This is a genomic window from Ruegeria intermedia, assembly GCF_900129345.1.
In the GTDB taxonomy this organism is placed as follows: domain Bacteria; phylum Pseudomonadota; class Alphaproteobacteria; order Rhodobacterales; family Rhodobacteraceae; genus Ruegeria; species Ruegeria intermedia.
In genome coordinates this window covers 20,255-39,823 of sequence record NZ_FQVK01000011.1, presented here as the reverse complement: position 1 = coordinate 39,823, position 19,569 = coordinate 20,255, and the positions used below count along the sequence as shown (strand labels likewise).

Sequence of the window (19,569 nt, the reverse complement as noted above, 5' to 3'; positions counted from 1 at the left end):
CGACAATGGCTAGAGCAAAGTTTCTCTGCGACGCTGAACGCTGCATCGAGTGCAACGCCTGCGTGACTGCGTGCAAGAACGAACACGAGGTTCCGTGGGGTATCAACCGCCGCCGGGTGGTGACGATCAATGACGGCAAACCGGGTGAACGTTCGATCTCGGTCGCCTGCATGCATTGTTCGGATGCGCCCTGCATGGCTGTGTGCCCGGTCGACTGCTTCTATCAGAACGAAGAAGGCGTCGTCCTGCACTCCAAGGACCTGTGCATCGGCTGCGGCTATTGCTTCTATGCGTGCCCGTTCGGCGCGCCGCAATACCCGCAGGCCGGCAACTTCGGATCGCGCGGCAAGATGGACAAATGTACCTTCTGCGCCGGCGGCCCTGAGGAAACGCACTCGACCGCAGAGTTCGCCAAATACGGCCGCAACCGGATCGCCGAGGGCAAACTGCCCATCTGCGCCGAGATGTGTTCGACCAAGGCCCTGCTCGCCGGTGACGGTGACGTGGTCTCGGCCATCTACCGCGAACGCGTCGTGGCGCGCGGGTTCGGCTCGGGCGCCTGGGGTTGGGGCACGGCCTACGACCAGAAGGACGGCTGAGACCTCAGCCTGACAACACGGGTGACCCGCGCAGGTGGGTCATCCGATTTTGGATTGATACCGAGGTTTTCGATGCTGCGCATTCTACTGGCCTTGACGTTGACACTTGGGATCGCGCAGGGCGCGCTTGCACAGGACACGACCGGCACGGACGAACCAGCCGCTGCCCCGCGCGCGCAGACCGGTGGCGCCACGACGCTCGAGGATATTCTGGCCCGACAACGCGGCGAGAAGGTCGACAACACCTATCGCGCACAGAATACCGGGCAAGGCAATGCCGAAGGGCTGCTGGGTCAGTTGGGCACGCGCGGCGTCGCCTCGGACAGCGATGTGTATCGCGCCATCCGCTATGGCTCGGCCGATGTCACCGTGTCGACCAAGGGGCCGGCTGCCGGCGTGCTGATCCAGGATGGCGGCATGTGGTGGTGGACTTTTCGCACCGGTCCGCTGCGCGAATACGGAACCTATGTTCTGGGCGGAATGCTGGTCGTTCTGCTGCTGTTTTTCCTGATCCGAGGGCGCATCCGCATCGATGGCGAAAAAACGGGCCGCACGGTCACCCGGTTTTCAGGATATGAAAGATTCGGGCACTGGCTGTTTGCCGGCTCGTTCCTGATCCTTGGGCTGACCGGCCTGCTGACGCTCTACGGTCGCGATTTCCTGATCCCACTGTTCGGCAAGGAAGGGTTCGCCACCATCGCGCAGGGCAGCAAGTGGCTGCACAACAACATCGCCTGGGCCTTTATGCTGGGGTTGGTCATCGTGACGGTGAACTGGATTGCCTACAACCTCCCCGACCGGACCGACCTGAAATGGCTGGCGGCGGGCGGCGGATTGTTCACCAAAGGCAGCCACCCCCCGGCCAGGAAATTCAACGCTGGTCAAAAGATCATTTTCTGGCTGTGCATCCTGCTTGGCGTCTCGATCAGCCTGTCGGGTCTGTCGCTGCTGTTCCCGTTCGAGCTTCCGATGTTCGCCAAGACGTTTTCAATCGCCAACGCGACCGGGTTGCCGCAGCTGCTGGGGCTGGACCTGCCCACGCAGATGTCTCCGCAGGAAGAGATGCAATATGCCCAGGTCTGGCATGTCATGGTCGCCTATGCCTTCATCGCCATCATCCTGGCGCATATCTACCTCGGCTCGGTCGGTATGGAAGGCGCGTTTGACGCCATGGGCACCGGCGAGGTCGAAGAGCAATGGGCGCGCGAGCACCATTCGCTGTGGCTGGAAGAGGTAAAGGCGCAACAGGCCAGCGACGGCGCAGCCTCGCCTGCCGAATAGATGCGCGGGCTGGCTTTGGCGCTGGCCCTGCTGCCGCTGCCGCTGGCGGCGGATTTCTACACGCTCAAGGGCCATGGCGGACCGATCATGGACATCGCCGCCGCCCCGGACGGGCGCATTGCCACCGCCAGTTTCGACAATTCCGTGGGCCTGTGGTCCGGGCAGCAGCCGGACTGGCTGGAAGGTCACGAGGCTGCCGTGAACGCGGTTGTGTTCAACGGCACCTCGATCTATTCGGCCGGCGACGACTTTACCCTGCGCCGTTGGCCCGGTGGTCAGGTCGTGGGTCAGCACAAGGGCAAGGTCGTCGGGCTCGCGGCCTCAAAGAAACTCGTTGCGACTGCCAGTTGGGACGGGACCATCGGCCTGTGGCCCACCGAGGGCGGGGCCGCCATGCTGCTGGGCCCCACGGGCAGCGGTGTCAATGCGGTGGCCTTCGCGCCGGACGGGCGGACGCTGTATTCCGCCGGGGTCGACGGCAGTTTGCGGATCTGGGACGTGACCACAGGCACCGAAACCGCGCGACTGGTCGAGCATGGTTTCGGCATCAACGAACTGGTCCTGAACGCGCAAGACGGTTGGATCGCCTATGGCGCGGTCGATGGCGTGACCCGCATTCTGGACCTGACCACCGGGGCCGAGCGTGATTTCACGCTGGACCGCCGCCCGATCCTGGCGCTCGCCCTCAGCCCGGATCGGTCGCTGCTGGCGGTGGGCGATGGCGAGGGCTACATCATGGTCATCGACACTCAGGACTGGCGGATCGCGCAGGATTTCCGGGCAACGCTGCGCGGCCCGGTCTGGGCACTGGCCTTTTCGCCCGATGGTGAAAACCTGCACGCAGGCGGGCTGGATCAGGCCATGTACAGCTGGCCGGTGGCCGCCTTGGGGTCGCAGGAACGTATGGCCGGCCAAGAGCCGAGTTTTCTGAAAGACCCCGACGAAATGCAAAACGGAGAACGCCAGTTCGCCCGGAAATGCTCGATCTGCCACAGCCTGACGCCGGACGATCAGCGCCGGGCCGGGCCGACCCTGCATGGCGTATTCGGGCGTCAGGCCGGGACACTGCCCGGCTACATCTACTCGGAAACGCTGCAAGGGTCTGATATCGTTTGGAACGAACAGACGATAAACGCTCTTTTCGACCAAGGGCCGGACCACTACATTCCGGGGTCGAAGATGCCGATGCAGCGGATCACGCAGGCGCAGGACCGCGCCGACCTGATCGAATTCCTGCGCAGCGCCACGGCGCCCGCGGACTAAGCCGGAGGATAAGATGAAAGCCTTTCTTGCCGCTGTTGCCACGATGGCTGTCGTGACGGCCGCCGCTCCGTTCGTGCTGACCCAGATGGGCCTGTCTTCGGCCGAACGCGGCGCGGCCGTGCGGCTGGACTGAATGACCGACTTCCTGACCACGCGCGAGCTGGCCGACCTGCTGCGCATCGGCGAGCGCAAGGCCTATGACCTGGCCGCATCGGGCGAGGTGCCCTGCGTGCGCGCCATGGGCAAGCTGCTGTTTCCTCGGGCCGAGGTGCTGGCTTGGCTGAATGCGTCGCGCTCGGGTCCGCAGACGGCCGAGCCGCCCCTGCCCCCGATCGTCGCCGGCAGCCACGATCCGCTGCTGGACTGGGCGTTGCGCGAAAGCGGCTCGGGGCTGGCCACCTATTACGACGGATCGTTCGACGGGCTGCGGCGGCTGGCCGACCGCGCGGCGCAGGCCGCGGTTCTGCATATTCACGAACCCGGCGGGTTCAACACCGGCGCGCTGCGCGACACGCTGGGCGAAGCGCCCGTGGTTCTGGTGCAGATCGCCCATCGCCAGCGCGGCCTGCTGTTGTCGCCCGGCACGCAAGACATCGGCGGGTTTGCCGACCTGAAGGGCCGCCGGGTTCTACTGCGACAGGACAGCGCCGCCAGCCAGCATCTGTTCGACCGGCAACTGGCCGAACACGACCTGAGCCGCGACGACCTTAACACCCTGCCCAATTGCGCCCGCACCGAAGAAGAACTGGCCATCGCCCTGCACGACGGCAAGGCAGAGGCCGGGTTCGGGCTGGGGGCGCTGGCCCGCCTTTATGGGCTGGGCTTCGTGCCGACTCATTCCGAACGCCTGGATCTGGCGATCTGGCGTCGGGCGTATTTCGACCCGCCCTTGCAAAAGCTGCTGTCCTTTCTGCGCTCGGACGGGTTTGCCGCCCGCGCGGCCGAGATGGGCGGCTATGACCTGACCGATCTGGGCGCGATCCACCACAACGGCGCCAGCGGCTGAGGGCCGGTCACCTGGCGTTGGGAAAGAACAGCTGCTGCCCCTCCAACCGATAGGACGCGATGGCCGCCTGACCATCCGGTCCGGTGAGCCAGTCGATGAACCTCTGGCCCGCGCCAGCACGAACGCCGGAATGTTTTTCCGGGTTCACGAGGATCACGCCGTATTGGTTGAACAGACGCGGATCCCCCTCGACCAGAATCGCCAGGTCGCCCTTGTTGGCAAAAGCCAGCCATGTTGCCCGGTCGGTCAGCGCATAGGCCCCCATCCCCGCCGCCAGGTTCAGCGTGGCGCCCATGCCCGAGCCGGTCTCGCGGTACCAGGTGCCCGAGTCAGCGGTCGGGTCGAGGCCGGCGCTTTGCCACAGGCGCAATTCGGCCTGATGGGTGCCGCTGTCATCCGCGCGCGAGGCGAAGGGCGCCCCGGCATTCGCGATGGCGACCAGGGCAGCGGCGGCATCGGTCATGCCCTTGATGTGCGCCGGGTCGGATCCGGGGCCGACGATGACGAAATCGTTGTACATCACGTCGCGGCGCTCGATTCCCCAGCCTTCGGCCACGAAGGCCTCCTCGGCCGGTTTGGCATGCACCAGCAGAACGTCGCCATCGCCGTTCCTGGCATTGCGGATCGCCTGCCCCGTTCCCACGGCCACCACGCGCACCTCGATTCCGGTTTCGGCCTCGAAACCCGGCAGGATGAAGTCCAGAAGGCCCGAGTTCTGCGTCGAGGTCGTGGATTGCACGATGATGAACGGCTCGTCGGCCGCCACAAAGTTGGCGACAAGTCCGAACAGGACCAGGGCGCTTGTGAGGGCTGCGCGAAACATGGATTGCCTCCAGTTTTTTTAAGTGACCAACCAGCCCGCCAGATACTGGCGCGAGGCCTGGCATTTCGGCGCCTCAAGCACCTGTCTGGCGGCGCCGTGTTCGACGACGCGCCCGCCTTGCATCATCACGATGTCCGCCGCCAGACGCCGGGCCTGCCCGACGTCGTGCGTGACCATCACGATCCGCACCCCACGGTCTGACGCGCGCAGGATCATCGCCTCGATCGCCTGCGTGGCGCTGGGGTCTAGCGCGCTGGTGGGCTCGTCCAGAAAAAGCGTCTCGGGGTCCAGCGCCAGCGCGCGCAGGATGGCCAGACGCTGCGCCTCGCCCCCCGACAGAGACCGCGCCGATTGCCGGGCCTTGCCGTCCAGCCCGCCTTCGGCCAGCAGGTCGGCAATCCGCGCCTTGCGCGCAGAACGGCCCAGCCGCTTGCGTTTCAAAACGAAATCCAGATTGGCCGCAACCGATCGGCGCAGCAGAACCGGCTGCTGGAACACCATGGCTTGCCGGGCCTTGTGATCGGCGGTCAGGTCCAGACCGTCCTGCAGGACCCGACCCCTGTCGGCCTGGATCAGCCCATGCAGACAGCGCAACAGCAGGCTTTTGCCCGCTCCGTTCGGCCCCAGGATCAGCGTCGGCCCGGGCCCGTCCAGCGACAGCCGGGGAACATCCAGCAGGACCCGCCCCTTGCGTTCGATAGCAAGGCCCGAAATTTCCAGCCGGTTCGGCATGTCGGGCATCAGGTCACGCATGGCGCAGCCCTTCCTGTTCGGCCCGCAGGGTCAGGGCGCTGACCATGGCATTCACGGCCACTGCAATCCCGATCAGGATCGCACCAAGCGCCAGCGCCAGGGCCAGGTTGCCCTTCGAGGTCTCGAGCGCGATCGTCGTCGTCATCACACGGGTCACGTGATTGATGTTGCCGCCCACGATGATCACCGCGCCGACCTCGGCAATCGCTCGACCGAACCCGGCCAGCAGCGCGGTGACCAGCGCCAGCCGCGCGTCCCACAACAGGGTCGGAACCGACGCCAGCCGCGACACCCCCAGCGACCGCAGCTGTTCCGAATATTCCTCGGCCAGCAATTCCACCACCTGCCGCGTCAGCGCCGCGATGATCGGCGTGACCAGCACGGTCTGGGCAATGATCATCGCGGTCGGCGTGTACAAAAGCTCGAGCACGCCGAGCGGGCCGGACCGTGACAGCATCAGATAGACCAGCAGACCGACGACGACGGGCGGAAACCCCATCAGCGCGTTCATCAGAATGATCAGCGCCCGCCGCCCGGGAAACCGCGCCACGGCCAGAGCGGCCCCGACCGGCATCCCGATCACGGCCGAAATCAGCACCGCACAGACCGACACCTGCAGAGACAAGACCACGATCGCCCACAGGTCGGGGTCTCCTGTCAGGACAAGCTGCGCTGCGCGACTGAATTCTGATGCAAAGTTTTGCACTTTCTCCAACCCGGTCTGAGTTTCGTAGAAAACTCGGGGAATTACAGAAGAATACTAGCGCAAATGGCGCTTCGGCCCCACAGAAATCCGACATTCACAACGACAAACGCGGCCCCGCCAAGGGCCGCGTTTTCATCCCGAGCGTTCGGCGGATCAGTTCAGAGCCGCATCCGTGATCTGGTGGGTCCAGGCACCTTCGGGCTTTTTGGTGATCACCGGATCCGAGCCGCCGGCCAGCAAGGTGTTCACCGTGCGCTCGAAATCGGCCGGGTCCAGAGCGCCGTTCGAGCCCGCGGTCAGCTTGGCGATCTCGCGCATCATGCGCTTCTGATGTTCCTCGGTCTGGGCGCCGGTGGCATCGTTTTCCAGCACGATCTCGGCGGCCTCGTCCGGGTTCTCCTCGGCGTACTTCCAGCCCTTCATCGAGGCGCGCACGAAGCGGACCATCTTGTCGACGAAGGCCGGGTCGCTCAGGTTGTCCTCGAGCACATAGAGCCCGTCTTCCAGCGTGGCCACGCCCTGGTCTTCATACTTGAAGGTCACCAGCTCGTCGGGGCTGACGCCGGCGTCGATCACCTGCCAGTATTCATTGTAGGTCATGGTGCTGATGCAATCGGCCTGACGCTGCAGCAGCGGGTCAACGTTGAAGCCCTGCTTCAGAACCTCGACGCCGTTCTCGCTCTTGCCGCTGGTGTCGATGCCCAGCTGGCTCATCCAGCTCATGAACGGGAATTCGTTGCCGAAGAACCAGACGCCCAGCGTGCGGTTCTTCAGATCCTCGGGCGAGGAAATGCCCGCATCCTTCCAGCAGGTCAGCATCATGCCCGAGCGTTTGAACGGCTGCGCGATATTGACCAGCGGCAGGCCCTTTTCGCGCGCGGCCAGCGCGGCGGGCATCCATTCCACGGTGACGTCGGCGCCACCGCCCGCGATCACCTGCGTGGGCGCGATGTCGGGGCCACCGGGCAAAATGGTGACGTCCAGCCCCTCTTCTTCGTAGAACCCCTTGTCCTTCGCGACGTAGTAGCCCGCGAACTGGGCCTGGGTGACCCATTTCAACTGCAGCGTCACCTCATCCGCCGCAAAGGCCGATCCGGCGGTCAGGGCCAGGGCCGTGATTGCCCCGCTGATAAACTTCTTCATCTTCATTTCTCCTAGTTGTTGTTGCGCCCCGTTTTCGGGGTCTTTTGAATGATTTATCCCCGCTGCGAAGGGTGCCAGAAGGTCACCAGTTTCTCGATCATGGCGACCAGACCGTAAAACGCGGTCCCGGCCAGCGCCGCGACCACGATTTCCGCCCAGACCATGTCCAGCGACAATTGCCCGACACTGGTCGAGATCCGGAACCCCATGCCCAAAGTGGGCGAGCCGAAGAACTCTGCCACGATAGCGCCGATCAGGGCCAGCGTGGTGGAAATTTTCAACCCGTTGAAAATGAACGGCATGGCCGCAGGCAAACGCAGCTTCAGAAAGCTTTGCCAATAGGTTGCGGCATAGGTCTCCATCAGGTCGCGCTGCATCGCAGTGGCCTCGCGCAGGCCGGCCACCGTGTTGACCAACATCGGGAAAAAGACCATCACCACGACCACGGCCGCCTTCGAGTGCCAGTCGAACCCGAACCACATCACCAGAATCGGCGCGGTCCCCACGATCGGCAGCGCGGCCACGAAATTGCCCACCGGCAGCAGGCCCAGGCGCAGGAAGTCCCACCGGTCCACGGCGATTGCCATCAGGAAGGCGGCGCCGCATCCGATGACATAGCCGCTGAGCGCGCCCTTGATGATGGTCTGCACGAAATCGGCCCACAGGATCGGCAGGCTGTCCCAGAACCGGTCCCAGATCACCGAAGGCGCGGGCAGGATGACCAGAGGCACCTCGAGCCCGCGCACCAGCAGTTCCCACACCCCGATGACGGTCAGGCCGAAGATCAGCGGCGCCAGAATACGCACCGCCCGCGTGTCGGCATAGGGTCCGCTGGCCAGGCGGGTGTTCAGCCACCAACCGGCCAGCCATAGAAGGATTGCCAGACCGACCATCATCTTTGCGCCATCCCCATGCGTTTCAACACCGCGCGTTCAATCAGCCCCAGCAGGCCCACCAGACAGGCCGCCAGAATGGCCGCGGCAAACAGCGCCGACCAGATCTGCACCGTTTGGCCGTAATAGCTGCCGGCCAGCAGACGCGCGCCCAGCCCCGCCACGGCGCCGGTCGGCAATTCGCCGACGATGGCCCCCACCAGCGACGCGGCGATCCCGATCTTGAGCGAAGCGAACAGATAGGGCATCGAGGCCGGCAGGCGCAGTTTCCAGAACACTTGGCTGTTGCTGGCATTGTAGGTGCGCAGCAGGTCCAACTGCATCGCGTCAGGGCTGCGCAGGCCCTTGACCATGCCCACGACCACTGGGAAGAAACTCAGATAGGCCGAGATCACCGCCTTGGGGATGATCCCCTGAATGCCGATAGAATACAGCACCACGATGATCATCGGCGCCAGCGCGATGATGGGGATGGTCTGGCTGACGATAGCCCAGGGCATGACCGACAGGTCCATCACCCGGCTGTGCACGATCCCCACCGCCAGCAGGATGCCCAGCCCCGTACCGATGGCAAAGCCCAAGATCGTCGCGCTGAGCGTCACCCAGCCGTGATAGACCAGCGACCGTTTCGAGGTGATCTTCTTCTGAACCGTGGTCTCCCACAGCTCGATCGCGACCTGATGCGGCGCGGGCAGACGCGGCCGGTCCTGCGCCCAGGTCGCCGGAATGGCAAAGCTGTTGCGCAGCGCCAGACCGATTTCCCCCATATCGCGGCGGTCTTTGGCCGAGGGTGGAACCACTTCGGCCCCGGCGCGTTCCTGTTCGGTCAGAACGCCCTTGATGTTCATCGGAATGCAGGCCGCGTACCAGATGACGACGATGGCCAGCAAAACGGTCAAAACGGCAACAAGCTGCTTCATGCGTGCCACTCCATCCGCACCACGGGGACGGTCTCGGGCGGCGTTGCGGCCTCGGCCCCGGTTTCGACAAAGCCCTCGCGGCGATAGAACCGTTGCGCGGCGGCATTCGGTTGATGGGCCGTCAGCCACAGAAAGCTGCGCCCCTGTTTTGCCCGGTCCAGCAGGCGCTTGCCGATGCCCTGCCCGGTCCGCAGGCAATACAGCGCGCCGACCTTCTGCGCCTCGGGATCGACCGACATGTAGCAATCGACGGGTTCACCCACGACCCACATCTCGCGGTCCGGGAAAGCCTGCGCGATCAGCGCCTCCAATTCCTGCCGGGGCAGTTCATCCGTCATCCACTCGGTCTGGCGGACCCAAGCCGAGACCACCGCCGCGCAGGCCGGCACATCCGCCTCGGTCGCGCGTCTGATGTCATCCCGGCCCATCACACATCGTCCTCATGCCCGGCGCGCAGCCCTTCGCGCACGCGATGCGCGACCTCGATGAATTCGGGCGTGTCGCGGATGTCCAGCGGCCGTTCCTTGGGCAGAGGGCTGTCGATCACATCGGTGATCCGCCCGGGGCGCGGGCTCATCACCACGATCTTGGTGCTCAGATACACCGCCTCGGGGATCGAGTGGGTGACAAACCCGATCGTCTTGCCGGTGCGCGCCCACAGCGCCAGAAGCTGTTCGTTCAGGTGATCGCGCACGATCTCGTCCAACGCGCCGAAAGGCTCGTCCATCAACAGGATATCGGCGTCGAAAGCCAGTGCCCGGGCGATGCTGGCCCGTTGCTGCATTCCACCCGACAACTGCCACGGAAACTTCTCACCAAACCCTGCAAGATCAACAAGTTCCAGAACGTTCTTTACACGCTCTTCCTGTTCCTGCGCCGAATATCCCATGATCTCGAGCGGCAGTTTGATGTTCTTGGCGATGGTCCGCCACGGGTACAGGCCCGCCGCTTGGAACACATAGCCATAGGCCCGGTTCCGGCGGGCCTCGTCCGGGGTCATTCCGTTGACGGTCAGCGTGCCGCCCGTAGGCGTTTCCAGCGCAGCGACACAGCGCAGAAAGGTCGTCTTGCCACAGCCCGAAGGGCCAATGAAACTGACGAATTCGCCCTTGTCGATGGCCAGGTTCACGTCCTTGAGGGCGTGCACGGGTCCGTCATTGGTTTGGAAGGTCAGGTCGAGGTTCTTTGCCTCGATCACTGAACCCATAACTTCAGAATTCATCTTTGCTTCACCCATTGCCTTCAACGCCGCCCGCCAAAAAACCCTTCATCAGCGGGCTAAGTAAATTCTGCGATACTAGGTATCTTCTTGTCTCGATTTCTTTCTTCTCGTCCTGATATACCTGTTCGGCGCTGGATTTGCCCACCAGCACATCACGCAGTCGAAAACAGTACTTTCTCAGTGCTGATGCGTTCCCGGTCAACTCGGCCAAGAGACCGACGGTATACCTATACCGTTGAACTGATGCGGTCTTTCCATCTGTTTTCAGTTTGGAAGCCCAAAACCCAGACCGAGTTCCCTCAAGGATTATCGCATCAATTGAGCCGTGCGCGACATGGTTTCTCACATCAAAAATTTCTTCTGCAGCATAACAAAAGAAGTTGAAGCACAAAAAACCGTCCCTAAACATCGGCACCGTTCGCAAGCGTGGAGTGGTCCAGCAAGCTTCTACGACGAATTCCACTTTGGTCTTGGTCTTCTTTTTTTTGGTTGTTTCGCGCTCTGGCTCTTCTCCAACAAGCGTTGCTTTTTTCGGGAAGCGACTTGTTAGTTTTCGGGCCAATTCATTGTTCCTGCGCGCAAACTCGAAAATGAACTTGTCCATCTCAAGTTCGAACGCAGATACCTCCGAAATAAAGTAACCGATTGGACTATAGTCCTTTGCGCATTCCAAGAAACGTTTCGTTTCGATGTCGTCAGGCACTCAAACCCCCGTCGCCGGGATGCCCGACCTCTCAACCGGGCGCGGGGCGGTCAGCTCTTTCCAGGTGCTCAGCGCTTTGTTCACGGTGGTGTTGGCCTCGCGCGCGACGAATTTGCCGTGGCCTTCCTGCGTTCGGATCTCGCCATCGTGCACCGCGACCTGTCCACGGGTCAGGGTAAAGCGCGGCAGGCCCTTGACCGCGTGCCCCTCGAACACGTTGTAGTCGATCGCCGACTGCTGCGTCGCCGCGCTGATGGTCTTGGTCTTTTCAGGGTCCCACACCACCAGATCGGCATCTGCGCCGACCAGAACGGCGCCTTTTTTCGGATAGCAATTCAATATCTTGGCAATGTTTGTTGAAGTCACGGCCACGAATTCGTTCGGCGTCAGCCGCCCGGTTGCCACGCCGTGGGTCCACAGCATCGGCATCCGATCCTCAAGGCCGCCCGTCCCGTTGGGGATCTTGGTGAAATCGCCCACGCCGAACCGCTTCTGCTCGGTCGTGAAGGCGCAGTGATCGGTGGCCACCACGCTCAGCGAGCCCGACTGAAGCCCCGCCCACAGGCTGTCCTGATGCTGCTTGTTGCGGAACGGCGGGCTCATCACCCGGCGCGCGGCGTGGTCCCAATCGGGATGCGCATATTCGCTGTCGTCGAGCGTCAGGTGCTGGATCAGAGGCTCGCCCCAGACGCGCTTGCCCTGCATCCGGGCCCGGCGGATGGCCTCATGCGCCTCTTCGCAGGAGGTGTGCACCACGTAGAGCGGCACCCCGGCCATGTCGGCGATCATGATGGCGCGGTTGGTGGCCTCGCCCTCGACCTGCGGCGGGCGCGAATAGGCATGGGCCTCGGGGCCGGTATTGCCTTCGGCCAGCAGCTTGGCCTGCAACTCGGCCACCACGTCGCCGTTTTCGGCATGGACCATCGCGATCCCGCCCAGCTCGGCCAGCCGCTTGAACGAGGCAAACAGCTCGTCGTCATTGACCATCAGGGCGCCCTTGTAGGCCATGAAATGCTTGAAGGTGTTGATGCCGCGCTGTTCGATCACGGTTTTCAGATCGTCGAACACCTGTTCGCCCCACCAGGTCACGGCCATGTGGAAGGAATAGTCGCAATTGGCGCGGGTCGATTTGTTGTCCCAGCGTTTGAGCGCATCCAGCAGGCTTTCGCCCGGGTTCGGCAGCGCGAAATCCACCACCATGGTCGTGCCGCCGGCCAGCGCCGCGCGGGTGCCGCTTTCGAAGTCATCGCTGGAATAGGTTCCCATGAACGGCATTTCCAGATGCGTGTGCGGGTCGATCCCGCCGGGCATGACGTAGCAGCCGGTCGCGTCCAGTTGCTCGTCCCCCTTCAGATCCGGCCCGATCTCGGTGATCACGCCGCCTTCGATCTTGACATCGGCCTTGTAGGTCAGATCCGCGGTGACGACGGTTCCGTTCTTGATGACTGTGCTCATGTTCAACTCCCTGCGGGCGCGTCTGTTGCGCCTCTGTTGGTTTTCCGGCGGATTGGGGGCGCGGCCCCGGCTACTCCACGATCTCGGCGGTTTCGACGACCGCGTGGAACAGGACATCCGCCCCGGCGGTTGCCCATTCCTTGCTGATTTCCTCGGCCTCGTTGTGGCTCAGGCCATCCACGCATGGGCACATCACCATCGCGGTCGGCGCCACGCGGTTGATCCAGCAGGCATCGTGCCCCGCACCCGAGATGATGTTGGTGTGCGAATAGCCCAGCCGCTCGGCCGCGTTGCGCACGGCGGCGACGCAGGTTTCGTCGAATTTCACCGGGTCGAACCCGCCGACCTTCTCGAACTCGACCTGCAGGCCCATCTCATCCACGATGTCCTCGGCGGCGACACGCAGGCGGTTCTCCATGTCCTTGATGACATCCAACTCGGGCGAGCGGAAATCGACCGTGAAAACCACCTTGCCCGGGATCACGTTGCGCGAGTTCGGATAGACGTCGATATGCCCGGCAGCCCCCACCGCATGGGGCGCGTGCGACCAGGCGATCTCGTCCACCTTTTCGAGAATGCGCGCCATCGCCAGCCCGGCATTCTTGCGCATCGGCATCGGGGTCGATCCGGTATGCGCGTCCTTGCCGGTCACGGTCACCTGGGTCCAGCTGAGGCCCTGCCCATGGGTGACGACGCCGATATCCTTGCCCTCGGCCTCGAGGATCGGGCCCTGTTCGATATGCAGCTCAAAGAAGGCATGCATCTTGCGGGCCCCGACCTCTTCGTCGCCGCGCCAGCCGATGCGCTGCAATTCGTCGCCGAACTTCTTGCCCTCGGCGTCTTCGCGGTCATAGGCCCAGTCCTGCGTGTGAATCCCTGCGAACACGCCCGACGCCAGCATGGCGGGGGCGAAGCGCGTGCCCTCCTCGTTGGTCCAGTTGGTGGCCACGATCGGGTGTTTGGTCTTGATGCCCAGATCGTTCAGGGTGCGAATGATCTCGAGCGCACCCAGAACCCCCAGCACCCCGTCATACTTGCCGCCGGTCGGCTGCGTATCCAGGTGCGAGCCGACATAGACCGGCAGCGCATCGGGGTCGGTGCCGGGGCGCATGGCGAACATGTTGCCCATCTGGTCAAGGCCCATGGTGCACCCGGCTTCTTCGCACCATTTCTGGAACAGCGCGCGGCCCTCGGCGTCTTCGTCGGTCAGGGTCTGACGGTTGTTGCCGCCGGCAACGCCCGGGCCGATCTTGGCCATCTCCATCAGGCTGTCCCACAACCTGTCGCCATTGATCCTGAGATTCTGCGCCGGAGCTGCCATGTTCGTCTTCCCTGTTGCTTGCGATTTGGCTCGCTTTTGGTGTCTTGATTTGACCATCTGGTCAAACTCACGCTATCACGGGTTCGACACCAGTCAAGAAATTGCATCGCACCGATGAAGAAATCGGCATATTCAACACCTGCTTGTTCGAAAAAGAGACGTTCTGCATACATGCCCAAAGACCGCGCCCCGACCCGAATTCAGAAAAAGAACCGCGCCGCGATTCTCGAGGCCGCGCTGAACGTGTTTTCGGCCCACGGCTTTCGCGGGGCGACCGTCGATCAGATCGCGGCCGAGGCCGGGCTGAGCAAGCCGAACCTTCTGTATTATTTCCCGTCCAAAGAGGCGATCCACACAGCGCTTCTGTCCGGCCTGCTGGACACCTGGCTGGCGCCGCTGCACGATCTTGACGAAAACGGCGAGCCGATGGAGGAGATCCTCTCGTACATCACACGCAAGCTGCAGATGAGCCGCGAGCTGCCGCGTGAAAGCCGCCTGTTCGCGAACGAGCTGGTGCAGGGCGCACCCCGTATCCATGACGCCCTGTCGAACGATCTGAAGGCGCTGGTCGATCAGAAGGCGGCCGTTCTGACGCACTGGATGGACCAGGGCAAAATCGCACGCCTGCACCCGCATCACCTGATCTTTTCGATCTGGGCGCTGACCCAGCATTACGCGGATTTCGATGTTCAGGTGCGCGCGATCCTGGGCGACGAAGATCCGTTCGAAGGGGCCGCACCCTTCATCGACACCCTGTACCGAAAACTGCTGACCCCATGAAAAAAGGGCCGCGGCGCGGCCCCTTTTGGTGATCTGACGCCGATCACTCGGCGGCCTTGGCCATCGGGTTGTTCGGGTGGGTCGTCCAGTTGGCATAGTCCGGCTGCACCACTTTGCCGGTGCGCGGATCGACCTCACCCGCAGCCATCGGCACCATCGAGATGCACCCCTCGACCGGGCAGACATCCACGCACAGGTTGCAGGCCACGCATTCCTCGTCCTTCACTTCGAACACGCGGTCGGGCGACATGGAAATCGCCTGGTGGCTGGTGTCCTCGCAGGCCGCATAGCAACGGCCGCATTTGATGCACTGATCCTGATCGATCTTGGCCTTGGCGACGTAATTCAGGTTCAGATACTGCCAGTCGGTCACGTTCGGGACGGCCCGCCCGACGATTTCCGAGACGTTGGAGTAGCCCTTTTCGTCCATCCACTGCGACAGGCCCGCCGTCAGTTCGTCGATGATCTTGAACCCATAGGTCATCGCCGCCGTGCATACCTGCACCGTGCCGCAGCCCAGCACCATGAACTCGGCCGCGTCGCGCCATGTGGTCACCCCGCCAATGCCCGAGATCGGCAGACCGTGGGTCGCCTCGGCGCGGGCGATCTCGGAGACCATCGACAGGGCAATGGGCTTGACCGCCGGGCCGCAATACCCGCCATGACTGCCTTTGCCGTCGATCGAGGGCTCGGGGCTGAACGTGTCCAGATTGACACTGGTGATCGAGTTGATCGTGTTGATCAGCGACACCGCATCGGCCCCGCCATTCTTGGCCGCAGCCGCCGGCTTGCGGATGTCGGTGATGTTGGGCGTCAGCTTCACGATCACCGGGCGGTCATAGTATTTCTTGCACCAGCGGGTGACCATTTCGATGTATTCGGGCACCTGCCCCACGGCCGAGCCCATGCCGCGCTCGCTCATCCCGTGCGGGCAGCCGAAGTTCAGCTCGATCCCGTCGGCGCCGGTTTCAGCGACGCGCGGCAAGATGGCTTTCCACGCCTCCTCTTCGCACGGCACCATGATCGAGGCGATCAGGGCGCGATCCGGGTAATCCGCCTTGACGCGGGCCATCTCCTCGAGGTTCACCTCGAGCGGCCGGTCGGTGATCAGTTCGATGTTGTTGAGGCCCAGCAGACGCCGGTCGGCCCCGTAGATCGCCCCGTACCGGGGGCCGTTCACGTTGACCACCGGCGGCCCTTCGGACCCCAGCGTTTTCCACACGACGCCACCCCATCCGGCCTCGAAGGCGCGGCGGACGTTGTATTCCTTGTCGGTCGGCGGCGCCGAGGCCAGCCAATAGGGGTTGGGGCTTTCGATGCCCAGAAAGTTCGTCTTCAAATCAGCCATTTATCCGGCCTCCCTGATGCGAAGATGCATCTTCGTCTTGTCACACAAATTCACGCGCCGACGCCTCCCTCAGGCGCTCAGGCTGGCGTGAATGTCCATCGCGGCATCGCGGCCCTCGGCCACGGCGGTCACGGTCAGATCCTCGCCGCCCGCGGCACAGTCTCCGCCGGCCCAGACCCCCGGAACCGAGGTGCGCCCGGTTGCGTCAACGGCGATCTTGTTGCCGTCAAGCGCCAGCCCCTCGGGCGCGCCGTTCAGCGTCTGGCCGATGGCCTTCAACACCTGATCGGCGGCCAGACGGATGGTCTCGCCCGTGCCGGTCAGCTTGCCATCGATCGTGGCAGTATACTCCAATTCGATCTCGGCCGCTGCCCCGTTGCCGTGGATGGCGACGGGCTGGACGTTGCACAGGATGCATACCCCTTTCGAGGCCGCCAGGTCCTGTTCGTATCTGCTGGCGCTCATCGCCGCGCGCCCGCGCCGATAGGCGATGGTCACGTTCTCGGCGCCCAGCAGCTTGCACTTGACCGCGGCATCGACCGCCGTCATCCCGCCGCCGATCACCACCACGTTCCGACCGACCGGAACTTGCGCCAAATCTTCGGCCTGCCGGACCTCGGCGATGAAATCGACGGCGTCGCGCACGCCCGGCAGGTCTTCGCCTTGGGCCCGCAGCGCGTTCACCCCGGTCAGACCGATCGACAGAAACACCGCATCATAGTCGTTGCGCAGGCTGTCCAGCGTGACCGTTTGGCCCAGCGCCTCGCCGGTTCGGATGGTTATACCGCCGATCTTCAGCAGCCAGTCCACCTCGGCTTGGGCAAAGTCATTGGTCGCCTTGTAGGCGGCGATCCCGTATTCGTTCAGCCCGCCGGGTTTGGGCTTGGCCTCAAAGATCACCACGTCATGGCCCAGCATCGCCAGACGATGCGCACAGGCCAGCCCCGCCGGCCCTGCCCCGATCACGGCCACAGTCTTGCCGGTGGGGGCCGCGCGCGTGAACGGGTGCACACCGGCCTGCATCAGCGTGTCGGTCGCATACCGCTGCAAGCGCCCGATCTCGACCGGCTTGCCCTCGGCCGTTTCGCGCACGCAGGCTTCCTCGCACAGCGTTTCGGTCGGACACACACGGGCGCACATACCGCCCAGGATGTTCTGATCGAGGATCGTCTTGGCCGCCGACTCCGGTTGTCCTGCCTGAATCTGCCGGATGAACAGCGGAATATCGATGTCGGTCGGACAGGCCGTCACGCACGGCGCGTCATAGCAGAAATAACACCGATCGGCGGCCACGGCGGCCTCGTGCGGCGCCAGAGGCGGATGCAGATCGGTGAAATTCGAGGTCAGCTCATCGCTGGAAAGCCGCCCGGCGACGATGCCGGGTGCCATCTGGCCCTGTGCCATCACTCTACTCCCTGTAGATATGTTTGTTATTGAGACCAGCTTGCCACAAACAAAAATTTTATCAATTGGTAAAATTTGCCAAATGGTCAAAAAAGCGAAAACCGGGCCGAATGACCCGGTTCTTTGGTGGTATTTGCCCGTTTTTCAGGCGAAACCGGCATCAGACCATGCCGGACAGGTGCCCTGATTTCATCCAGACGCGGGCGCCATCCGGTCCTGCCCGCAATTCGGTGCGCGTTCCGGGCGGCAGCCGCAGCCAATCCCACCGGGCAAATTCCTCGCCTTGTTCGGTGAAGCCGCCGTCGATCACGAAGACCTCGGCCCCACCGGGTGCGTCAATCGGCACGACCTGACCGGGCGGCCAACTGCGCATTTCGACCGTTTCATGGTCGTCCTTGAACAGCGGCACGTGGTCCGCACCGTTGATCGAGCGGCGCACGGTGGTGCGGTCGTTCGGGTCGAACTGGTGCAGTTTGACCAGGATCGTCGCGCCCTGGCTGGCCGATGGCGTATGCGACGAGGCCGGCGGGTTGCGGACATAGCTGCCCACCGGGAAATCTCCGGTCTCGTCCTGGAACACGCCGTCCAGAACCAGGTATTCCTCGCCCCCGTCATGGGTGTGGGCGGCAAAGGCGCTACCGGGGGCAAAGCGCACGATGGTGGTGGCACGCGCCACCTCGTCGCCGATCCGGTCCAGCATCTTGCGCTCGACCCCCGTGGCGGGCGAGGCCACCCACTCGGTCTGGTCGAAGTGAACCGCCACCCGTTGGGTGAAATCCGCATTGATCCGCATGTCGCGCTCCTGTCTGATCGTCTCCATCAACATGGGCGCGCCGGGCCCGATTTCAAACACGCGGCGTCAACGGTTTTGACGCAGGCTCAGCGATGCTATAGGTCGAAACCAACAGCAAGGGGTGCGCAAAGGCCCCGATCGGAAGGCGCAAATGCAGGCAGACCGGCAGAAATTCAACATCCTGATCATCGGGCAGAACAACCGCCTGCAATACGAAGCCGTCCTGTTCGCCGCCTCGCTGCGCCATTCCGCGCCCGGATTTTCGGGTCGCCTGTTCGTGGGCGTTCCGCAACCCGGCCCGCGCTGGAGCCAGGACCCGAGCATCCGCAACGAGGATGTTCTGAAGGCGCTGAAACAGCTTGATGCCGAGATTCTGCCCTTTTCGTCCGAGGCGTTCGGCGAAAGCTATCCCTATGGCAACAAGATCGAGGCGCTGGCCGCCCTGCCCGAGGGTGAGCCCTTTGTGTTCTTCGACACCGACACGCTGATCACCGGCGACCTGGCCGCGGTGCCGTTCGATTTCGACCGGCCCGGCGCATCGCAGAAGGTCGAGGGCACCTGGCCCAAGCCCACCCTGTACGGGCCGGGGTTCGACGGCATCTGGCGGGCGCTCTATGACCGGTTCGGGCTGGATTTCCAAAGCTCGATCGACCCCTCCCAACCGGCGGAATACTGGCGGCGGTATCTGTATTTCAATGCGGGCTATTTCTTCTACAAATGCCCCCGCCAATTCGGCGCACGGTTTCTGGACTATGCCCGCACCATCCGGGATGAAGAGATCCCCGCCCTGACCGGCCAGAACCTGGACCCGTGGCTGGACCAGGCGGCGCTGCCGCTGGTCATCCACGCGCTTGGCGGCGGGCGCGATGTTCTGCCCGCGGGCCTGCTGGATGGCTCGGTCAGCTGCCACTATCGCCTGTTCCCGCTGCTCTATGCCCGCGAGAGCGACCGGGTGGTCGAGGTGTTGGAAACCGTTGCCGCGCCCAACAAGGTCAAGAAGGTGCTCAAGAACTATGATCCGCTGAAACGGCTGGTCTATCAGGGCAAAGGTTCCAAGATCCGCGCCATGTTCGACCGGGACAACCTGCCCCAGCGCGAGCAGGCCATCCGCAAGGTCATCAAGAACAAGGGGCTGTGGCTGCGCTGACGCGGACAT

Annotated in this window: 20 protein-coding genes; 6 read left to right on the top strand and 14 right to left on the bottom strand. The window is 63.5% G+C overall.

Annotated elements, in window-relative coordinates:
* Positions 1-5: 5 nt before the first annotated feature.
* The 4 genes from fdh3B (at position 6) to F3H26_RS09545 (ending at position 4,149) form a co-directional block, all read left to right on the top strand.
* Positions 6-599, top strand: coding sequence for a formate dehydrogenase FDH3 subunit beta (gene fdh3B, locus F3H26_RS09560; protein WP_005983764.1), 594 nt, complete (start codon positions 6-8; stop codon positions 597-599).
* A gap of 72 nt (positions 600-671) precedes the next feature.
* Positions 672-1,880: a formate dehydrogenase subunit gamma gene (locus F3H26_RS09555; RefSeq protein WP_149775834.1), complete on the top strand. Its 1,209-nt coding sequence runs from the start codon at positions 672-674 to the stop codon at positions 1,878-1,880.
* Positions 1,881-3,143: a c-type cytochrome gene (locus F3H26_RS09550; protein WP_149775833.1), complete on the top strand. Its 1,263-nt coding sequence runs from the start codon at positions 1,881-1,883 to the stop codon at positions 3,141-3,143.
* Positions 3,144-3,276: 133 nt separating this feature from the next.
* Positions 3,277-4,149 carry a helix-turn-helix transcriptional regulator gene (locus F3H26_RS09545; protein ID WP_149775832.1) on the top strand — a complete coding sequence of 291 codons (873 nt, stop codon included), beginning with the start codon at positions 3,277-3,279 and terminating at the stop codon, positions 4,147-4,149.
* Positions 4,150-4,156: 7 nt separating this feature from the next.
* Here F3H26_RS09545 and F3H26_RS09540 read toward each other — a convergent pair whose 3' ends face one another.
* The 11 genes from F3H26_RS09540 to F3H26_RS09490 all read right to left on the bottom strand — a co-directional run bounded on the left by F3H26_RS09540 (position 4,157) and on the right by F3H26_RS09490 (position 14,088).
* Positions 4,157-4,972 carry an extracellular solute-binding protein gene (locus tag F3H26_RS09540; protein WP_149775831.1) on the bottom strand — a complete coding sequence of 272 codons (816 nt, stop codon included), beginning with the start codon at positions 4,970-4,972 and terminating at the stop codon, positions 4,157-4,159.
* A gap of 18 nt (positions 4,973-4,990) precedes the next feature.
* Positions 4,991-5,725, bottom strand: coding sequence for an ATP-binding cassette domain-containing protein (locus tag F3H26_RS09535; RefSeq protein WP_149775830.1), 735 nt, complete (start codon positions 5,723-5,725; stop codon positions 4,991-4,993).
* Positions 5,718-6,431, bottom strand: a complete 714-nt coding sequence (locus tag F3H26_RS09530; RefSeq protein ID WP_149775829.1) for an ABC transporter permease — start codon at positions 6,429-6,431, stop codon at positions 5,718-5,720. Before F3H26_RS09530 ends, F3H26_RS09535 begins: the two co-directional genes overlap by 8 nt.
* A gap of 153 nt (positions 6,432-6,584) precedes the next feature.
* Positions 6,585-7,574 carry an ABC transporter substrate-binding protein gene (locus F3H26_RS09525; protein ID WP_149775828.1) on the bottom strand — a complete coding sequence of 330 codons (990 nt, stop codon included), beginning with the start codon at positions 7,572-7,574 and terminating at the stop codon, positions 6,585-6,587.
* 53 nt (positions 7,575-7,627) lie between these two features.
* Positions 7,628-8,470: an ABC transporter permease gene (locus tag F3H26_RS09520; protein WP_394349766.1), complete on the bottom strand. Its 843-nt coding sequence runs from the start codon at positions 8,468-8,470 to the stop codon at positions 7,628-7,630.
* A complete protein-coding gene (locus F3H26_RS09515; RefSeq protein WP_149775827.1) occupies positions 8,467-9,387 on the bottom strand; it encodes an ABC transporter permease in 921 nt (306 codons plus the stop codon). The genes F3H26_RS09520 and F3H26_RS09515 overlap by 4 nt, the downstream gene beginning before the upstream one ends.
* Positions 9,384-9,815, bottom strand: a complete 432-nt coding sequence (locus F3H26_RS09510; RefSeq protein WP_149775826.1) for a GNAT family N-acetyltransferase — start codon at positions 9,813-9,815, stop codon at positions 9,384-9,386. The genes F3H26_RS09515 and F3H26_RS09510 overlap by 4 nt, the downstream gene beginning before the upstream one ends.
* The gene (locus F3H26_RS09505) at positions 9,815-10,609 is read right to left on the bottom strand and encodes an ABC transporter ATP-binding protein (protein ID WP_149775825.1); all 795 of its coding nucleotides are present in this window, start codon (positions 10,607-10,609) and stop codon (positions 9,815-9,817) included. Before F3H26_RS09505 ends, F3H26_RS09510 begins: the two co-directional genes overlap by 1 nt.
* Positions 10,610-10,616: 7 nt before the next feature.
* Positions 10,617-11,312, bottom strand: a complete 696-nt coding sequence (locus F3H26_RS09500) for a hypothetical protein (RefSeq protein WP_149775824.1) — start codon at positions 11,310-11,312, stop codon at positions 10,617-10,619.
* On the bottom strand, positions 11,313-12,767 hold the full coding sequence (gene hydA, locus F3H26_RS09495) for a dihydropyrimidinase (RefSeq protein ID WP_149775823.1): 1,455 nt from the start codon (positions 12,765-12,767) through the stop codon (positions 11,313-11,315).
* Between the two features lie 70 nt (positions 12,768-12,837).
* The gene (locus F3H26_RS09490) at positions 12,838-14,088 is read right to left on the bottom strand and encodes a Zn-dependent hydrolase (protein ID WP_149775822.1); all 1,251 of its coding nucleotides are present in this window, start codon (positions 14,086-14,088) and stop codon (positions 12,838-12,840) included.
* A gap of 171 nt (positions 14,089-14,259) precedes the next feature.
* Between F3H26_RS09490 and F3H26_RS09485 the strand changes: the two genes are divergently transcribed.
* Positions 14,260-14,868, top strand: a complete 609-nt coding sequence (locus F3H26_RS09485) for a TetR family transcriptional regulator C-terminal domain-containing protein (protein WP_149775821.1) — start codon at positions 14,260-14,262, stop codon at positions 14,866-14,868.
* Positions 14,869-14,911: 43 nt separating this feature from the next.
* Here the strand turns inward: F3H26_RS09485 and preA are convergent, their stop codons facing one another.
* The 3 genes from preA to F3H26_RS09470 form a co-directional block, all read right to left on the bottom strand.
* Positions 14,912-16,216 (bottom strand): NAD-dependent dihydropyrimidine dehydrogenase subunit PreA, encoded by a 1,305-nt coding sequence (preA, locus tag F3H26_RS09480; RefSeq protein ID WP_149775820.1) that lies wholly within the window; start codon positions 16,214-16,216, stop codon positions 14,912-14,914.
* Positions 16,217-16,285: 69 nt separating this feature from the next.
* Positions 16,286-17,620: an NAD(P)-dependent oxidoreductase gene (locus tag F3H26_RS09475; protein ID WP_149775819.1), complete on the bottom strand. Its 1,335-nt coding sequence runs from the start codon at positions 17,618-17,620 to the stop codon at positions 16,286-16,288.
* Positions 17,621-17,780: 160 nt separating this feature from the next.
* Entirely contained in the window at positions 17,781-18,413 is a 633-nt protein-coding gene (locus tag F3H26_RS09470) for a cupin domain-containing protein (RefSeq protein ID WP_149775818.1), read from the bottom strand.
* A 151-nt stretch (positions 18,414-18,564) separates the two neighbouring features.
* On the opposite strand from F3H26_RS09470, the gene F3H26_RS09465 reads away from it, so the two are divergent.
* The gene (locus tag F3H26_RS09465; protein WP_149775817.1) at positions 18,565-19,560 is read left to right on the top strand and encodes a hypothetical protein; all 996 of its coding nucleotides are present in this window, start codon (positions 18,565-18,567) and stop codon (positions 19,558-19,560) included.
* The last annotated feature ends 9 nt before the right edge of the window (positions 19,561-19,569 follow it).

What these genes read in the sequence shown, in the direction of transcription:
- fdh3B (WP_005983764.1), top strand. Translation starts at nt 6, where the DNA reads ATGGCTAGAGCAAAGTTTCTCTGCGACGCTGAACGCTGCATCGAGTGC.
- F3H26_RS09505 (WP_149775825.1), bottom strand. Translation starts at nt 10,609, where the DNA reads ATGAATTCTGAAGTTATGGGTTCAGTGATCGAGGCAAAGAACCTCGAC.
- F3H26_RS09540 (WP_149775831.1), bottom strand. Translation starts at nt 4,972, where the DNA reads ATGTTTCGCGCAGCCCTCACAAGCGCCCTGGTCCTGTTCGGACTTGTC.
- F3H26_RS09470 (WP_149775818.1), bottom strand. Translation starts at nt 18,413, where the DNA reads ATGCGGATCAATGCGGATTTCACCCAACGGGTGGCGGTTCACTTCGAC.
- preA (WP_149775820.1), bottom strand. Translation starts at nt 16,216, where the DNA reads ATGGCTGATTTGAAGACGAACTTTCTGGGCATCGAAAGCCCCAACCCC.
- F3H26_RS09520 (WP_394349766.1), bottom strand. Translation starts at nt 8,470, where the DNA reads ATGATGGTCGGTCTGGCAATCCTTCTATGGCTGGCCGGTTGGTGGCTG.
- F3H26_RS09465 (WP_149775817.1), top strand. Translation starts at nt 18,565, where the DNA reads ATGCAGGCAGACCGGCAGAAATTCAACATCCTGATCATCGGGCAGAAC.
- F3H26_RS09515 (WP_149775827.1), bottom strand. Translation starts at nt 9,387, where the DNA reads ATGAAGCAGCTTGTTGCCGTTTTGACCGTTTTGCTGGCCATCGTCGTC.
- F3H26_RS09490 (WP_149775822.1), bottom strand. Translation starts at nt 14,088, where the DNA reads ATGGCAGCTCCGGCGCAGAATCTCAGGATCAATGGCGACAGGTTGTGG.
- F3H26_RS09510 (WP_149775826.1), bottom strand. Translation starts at nt 9,815, where the DNA reads ATGGGCCGGGATGACATCAGACGCGCGACCGAGGCGGATGTGCCGGCC.
- F3H26_RS09475 (WP_149775819.1), bottom strand. Translation starts at nt 17,620, where the DNA reads ATGGCACAGGGCCAGATGGCACCCGGCATCGTCGCCGGGCGGCTTTCC.
- F3H26_RS09525 (WP_149775828.1), bottom strand. Translation starts at nt 7,574, where the DNA reads ATGAAGAAGTTTATCAGCGGGGCAATCACGGCCCTGGCCCTGACCGCC.
- F3H26_RS09555 (WP_149775834.1), top strand. Translation starts at nt 672, where the DNA reads ATGCTGCGCATTCTACTGGCCTTGACGTTGACACTTGGGATCGCGCAG.
- hydA (WP_149775823.1), bottom strand. Translation starts at nt 12,767, where the DNA reads ATGAGCACAGTCATCAAGAACGGAACCGTCGTCACCGCGGATCTGACC.
- F3H26_RS09485 (WP_149775821.1), top strand. Translation starts at nt 14,260, where the DNA reads ATGCCCAAAGACCGCGCCCCGACCCGAATTCAGAAAAAGAACCGCGCC.
- F3H26_RS09550 (WP_149775833.1), top strand. Translation starts at nt 1,881, where the DNA reads ATGCGCGGGCTGGCTTTGGCGCTGGCCCTGCTGCCGCTGCCGCTGGCG.
- F3H26_RS09535 (WP_149775830.1), bottom strand. Translation starts at nt 5,725, where the DNA reads ATGCGTGACCTGATGCCCGACATGCCGAACCGGCTGGAAATTTCGGGC.
- F3H26_RS09545 (WP_149775832.1), top strand. Translation starts at nt 3,277, where the DNA reads ATGACCGACTTCCTGACCACGCGCGAGCTGGCCGACCTGCTGCGCATC.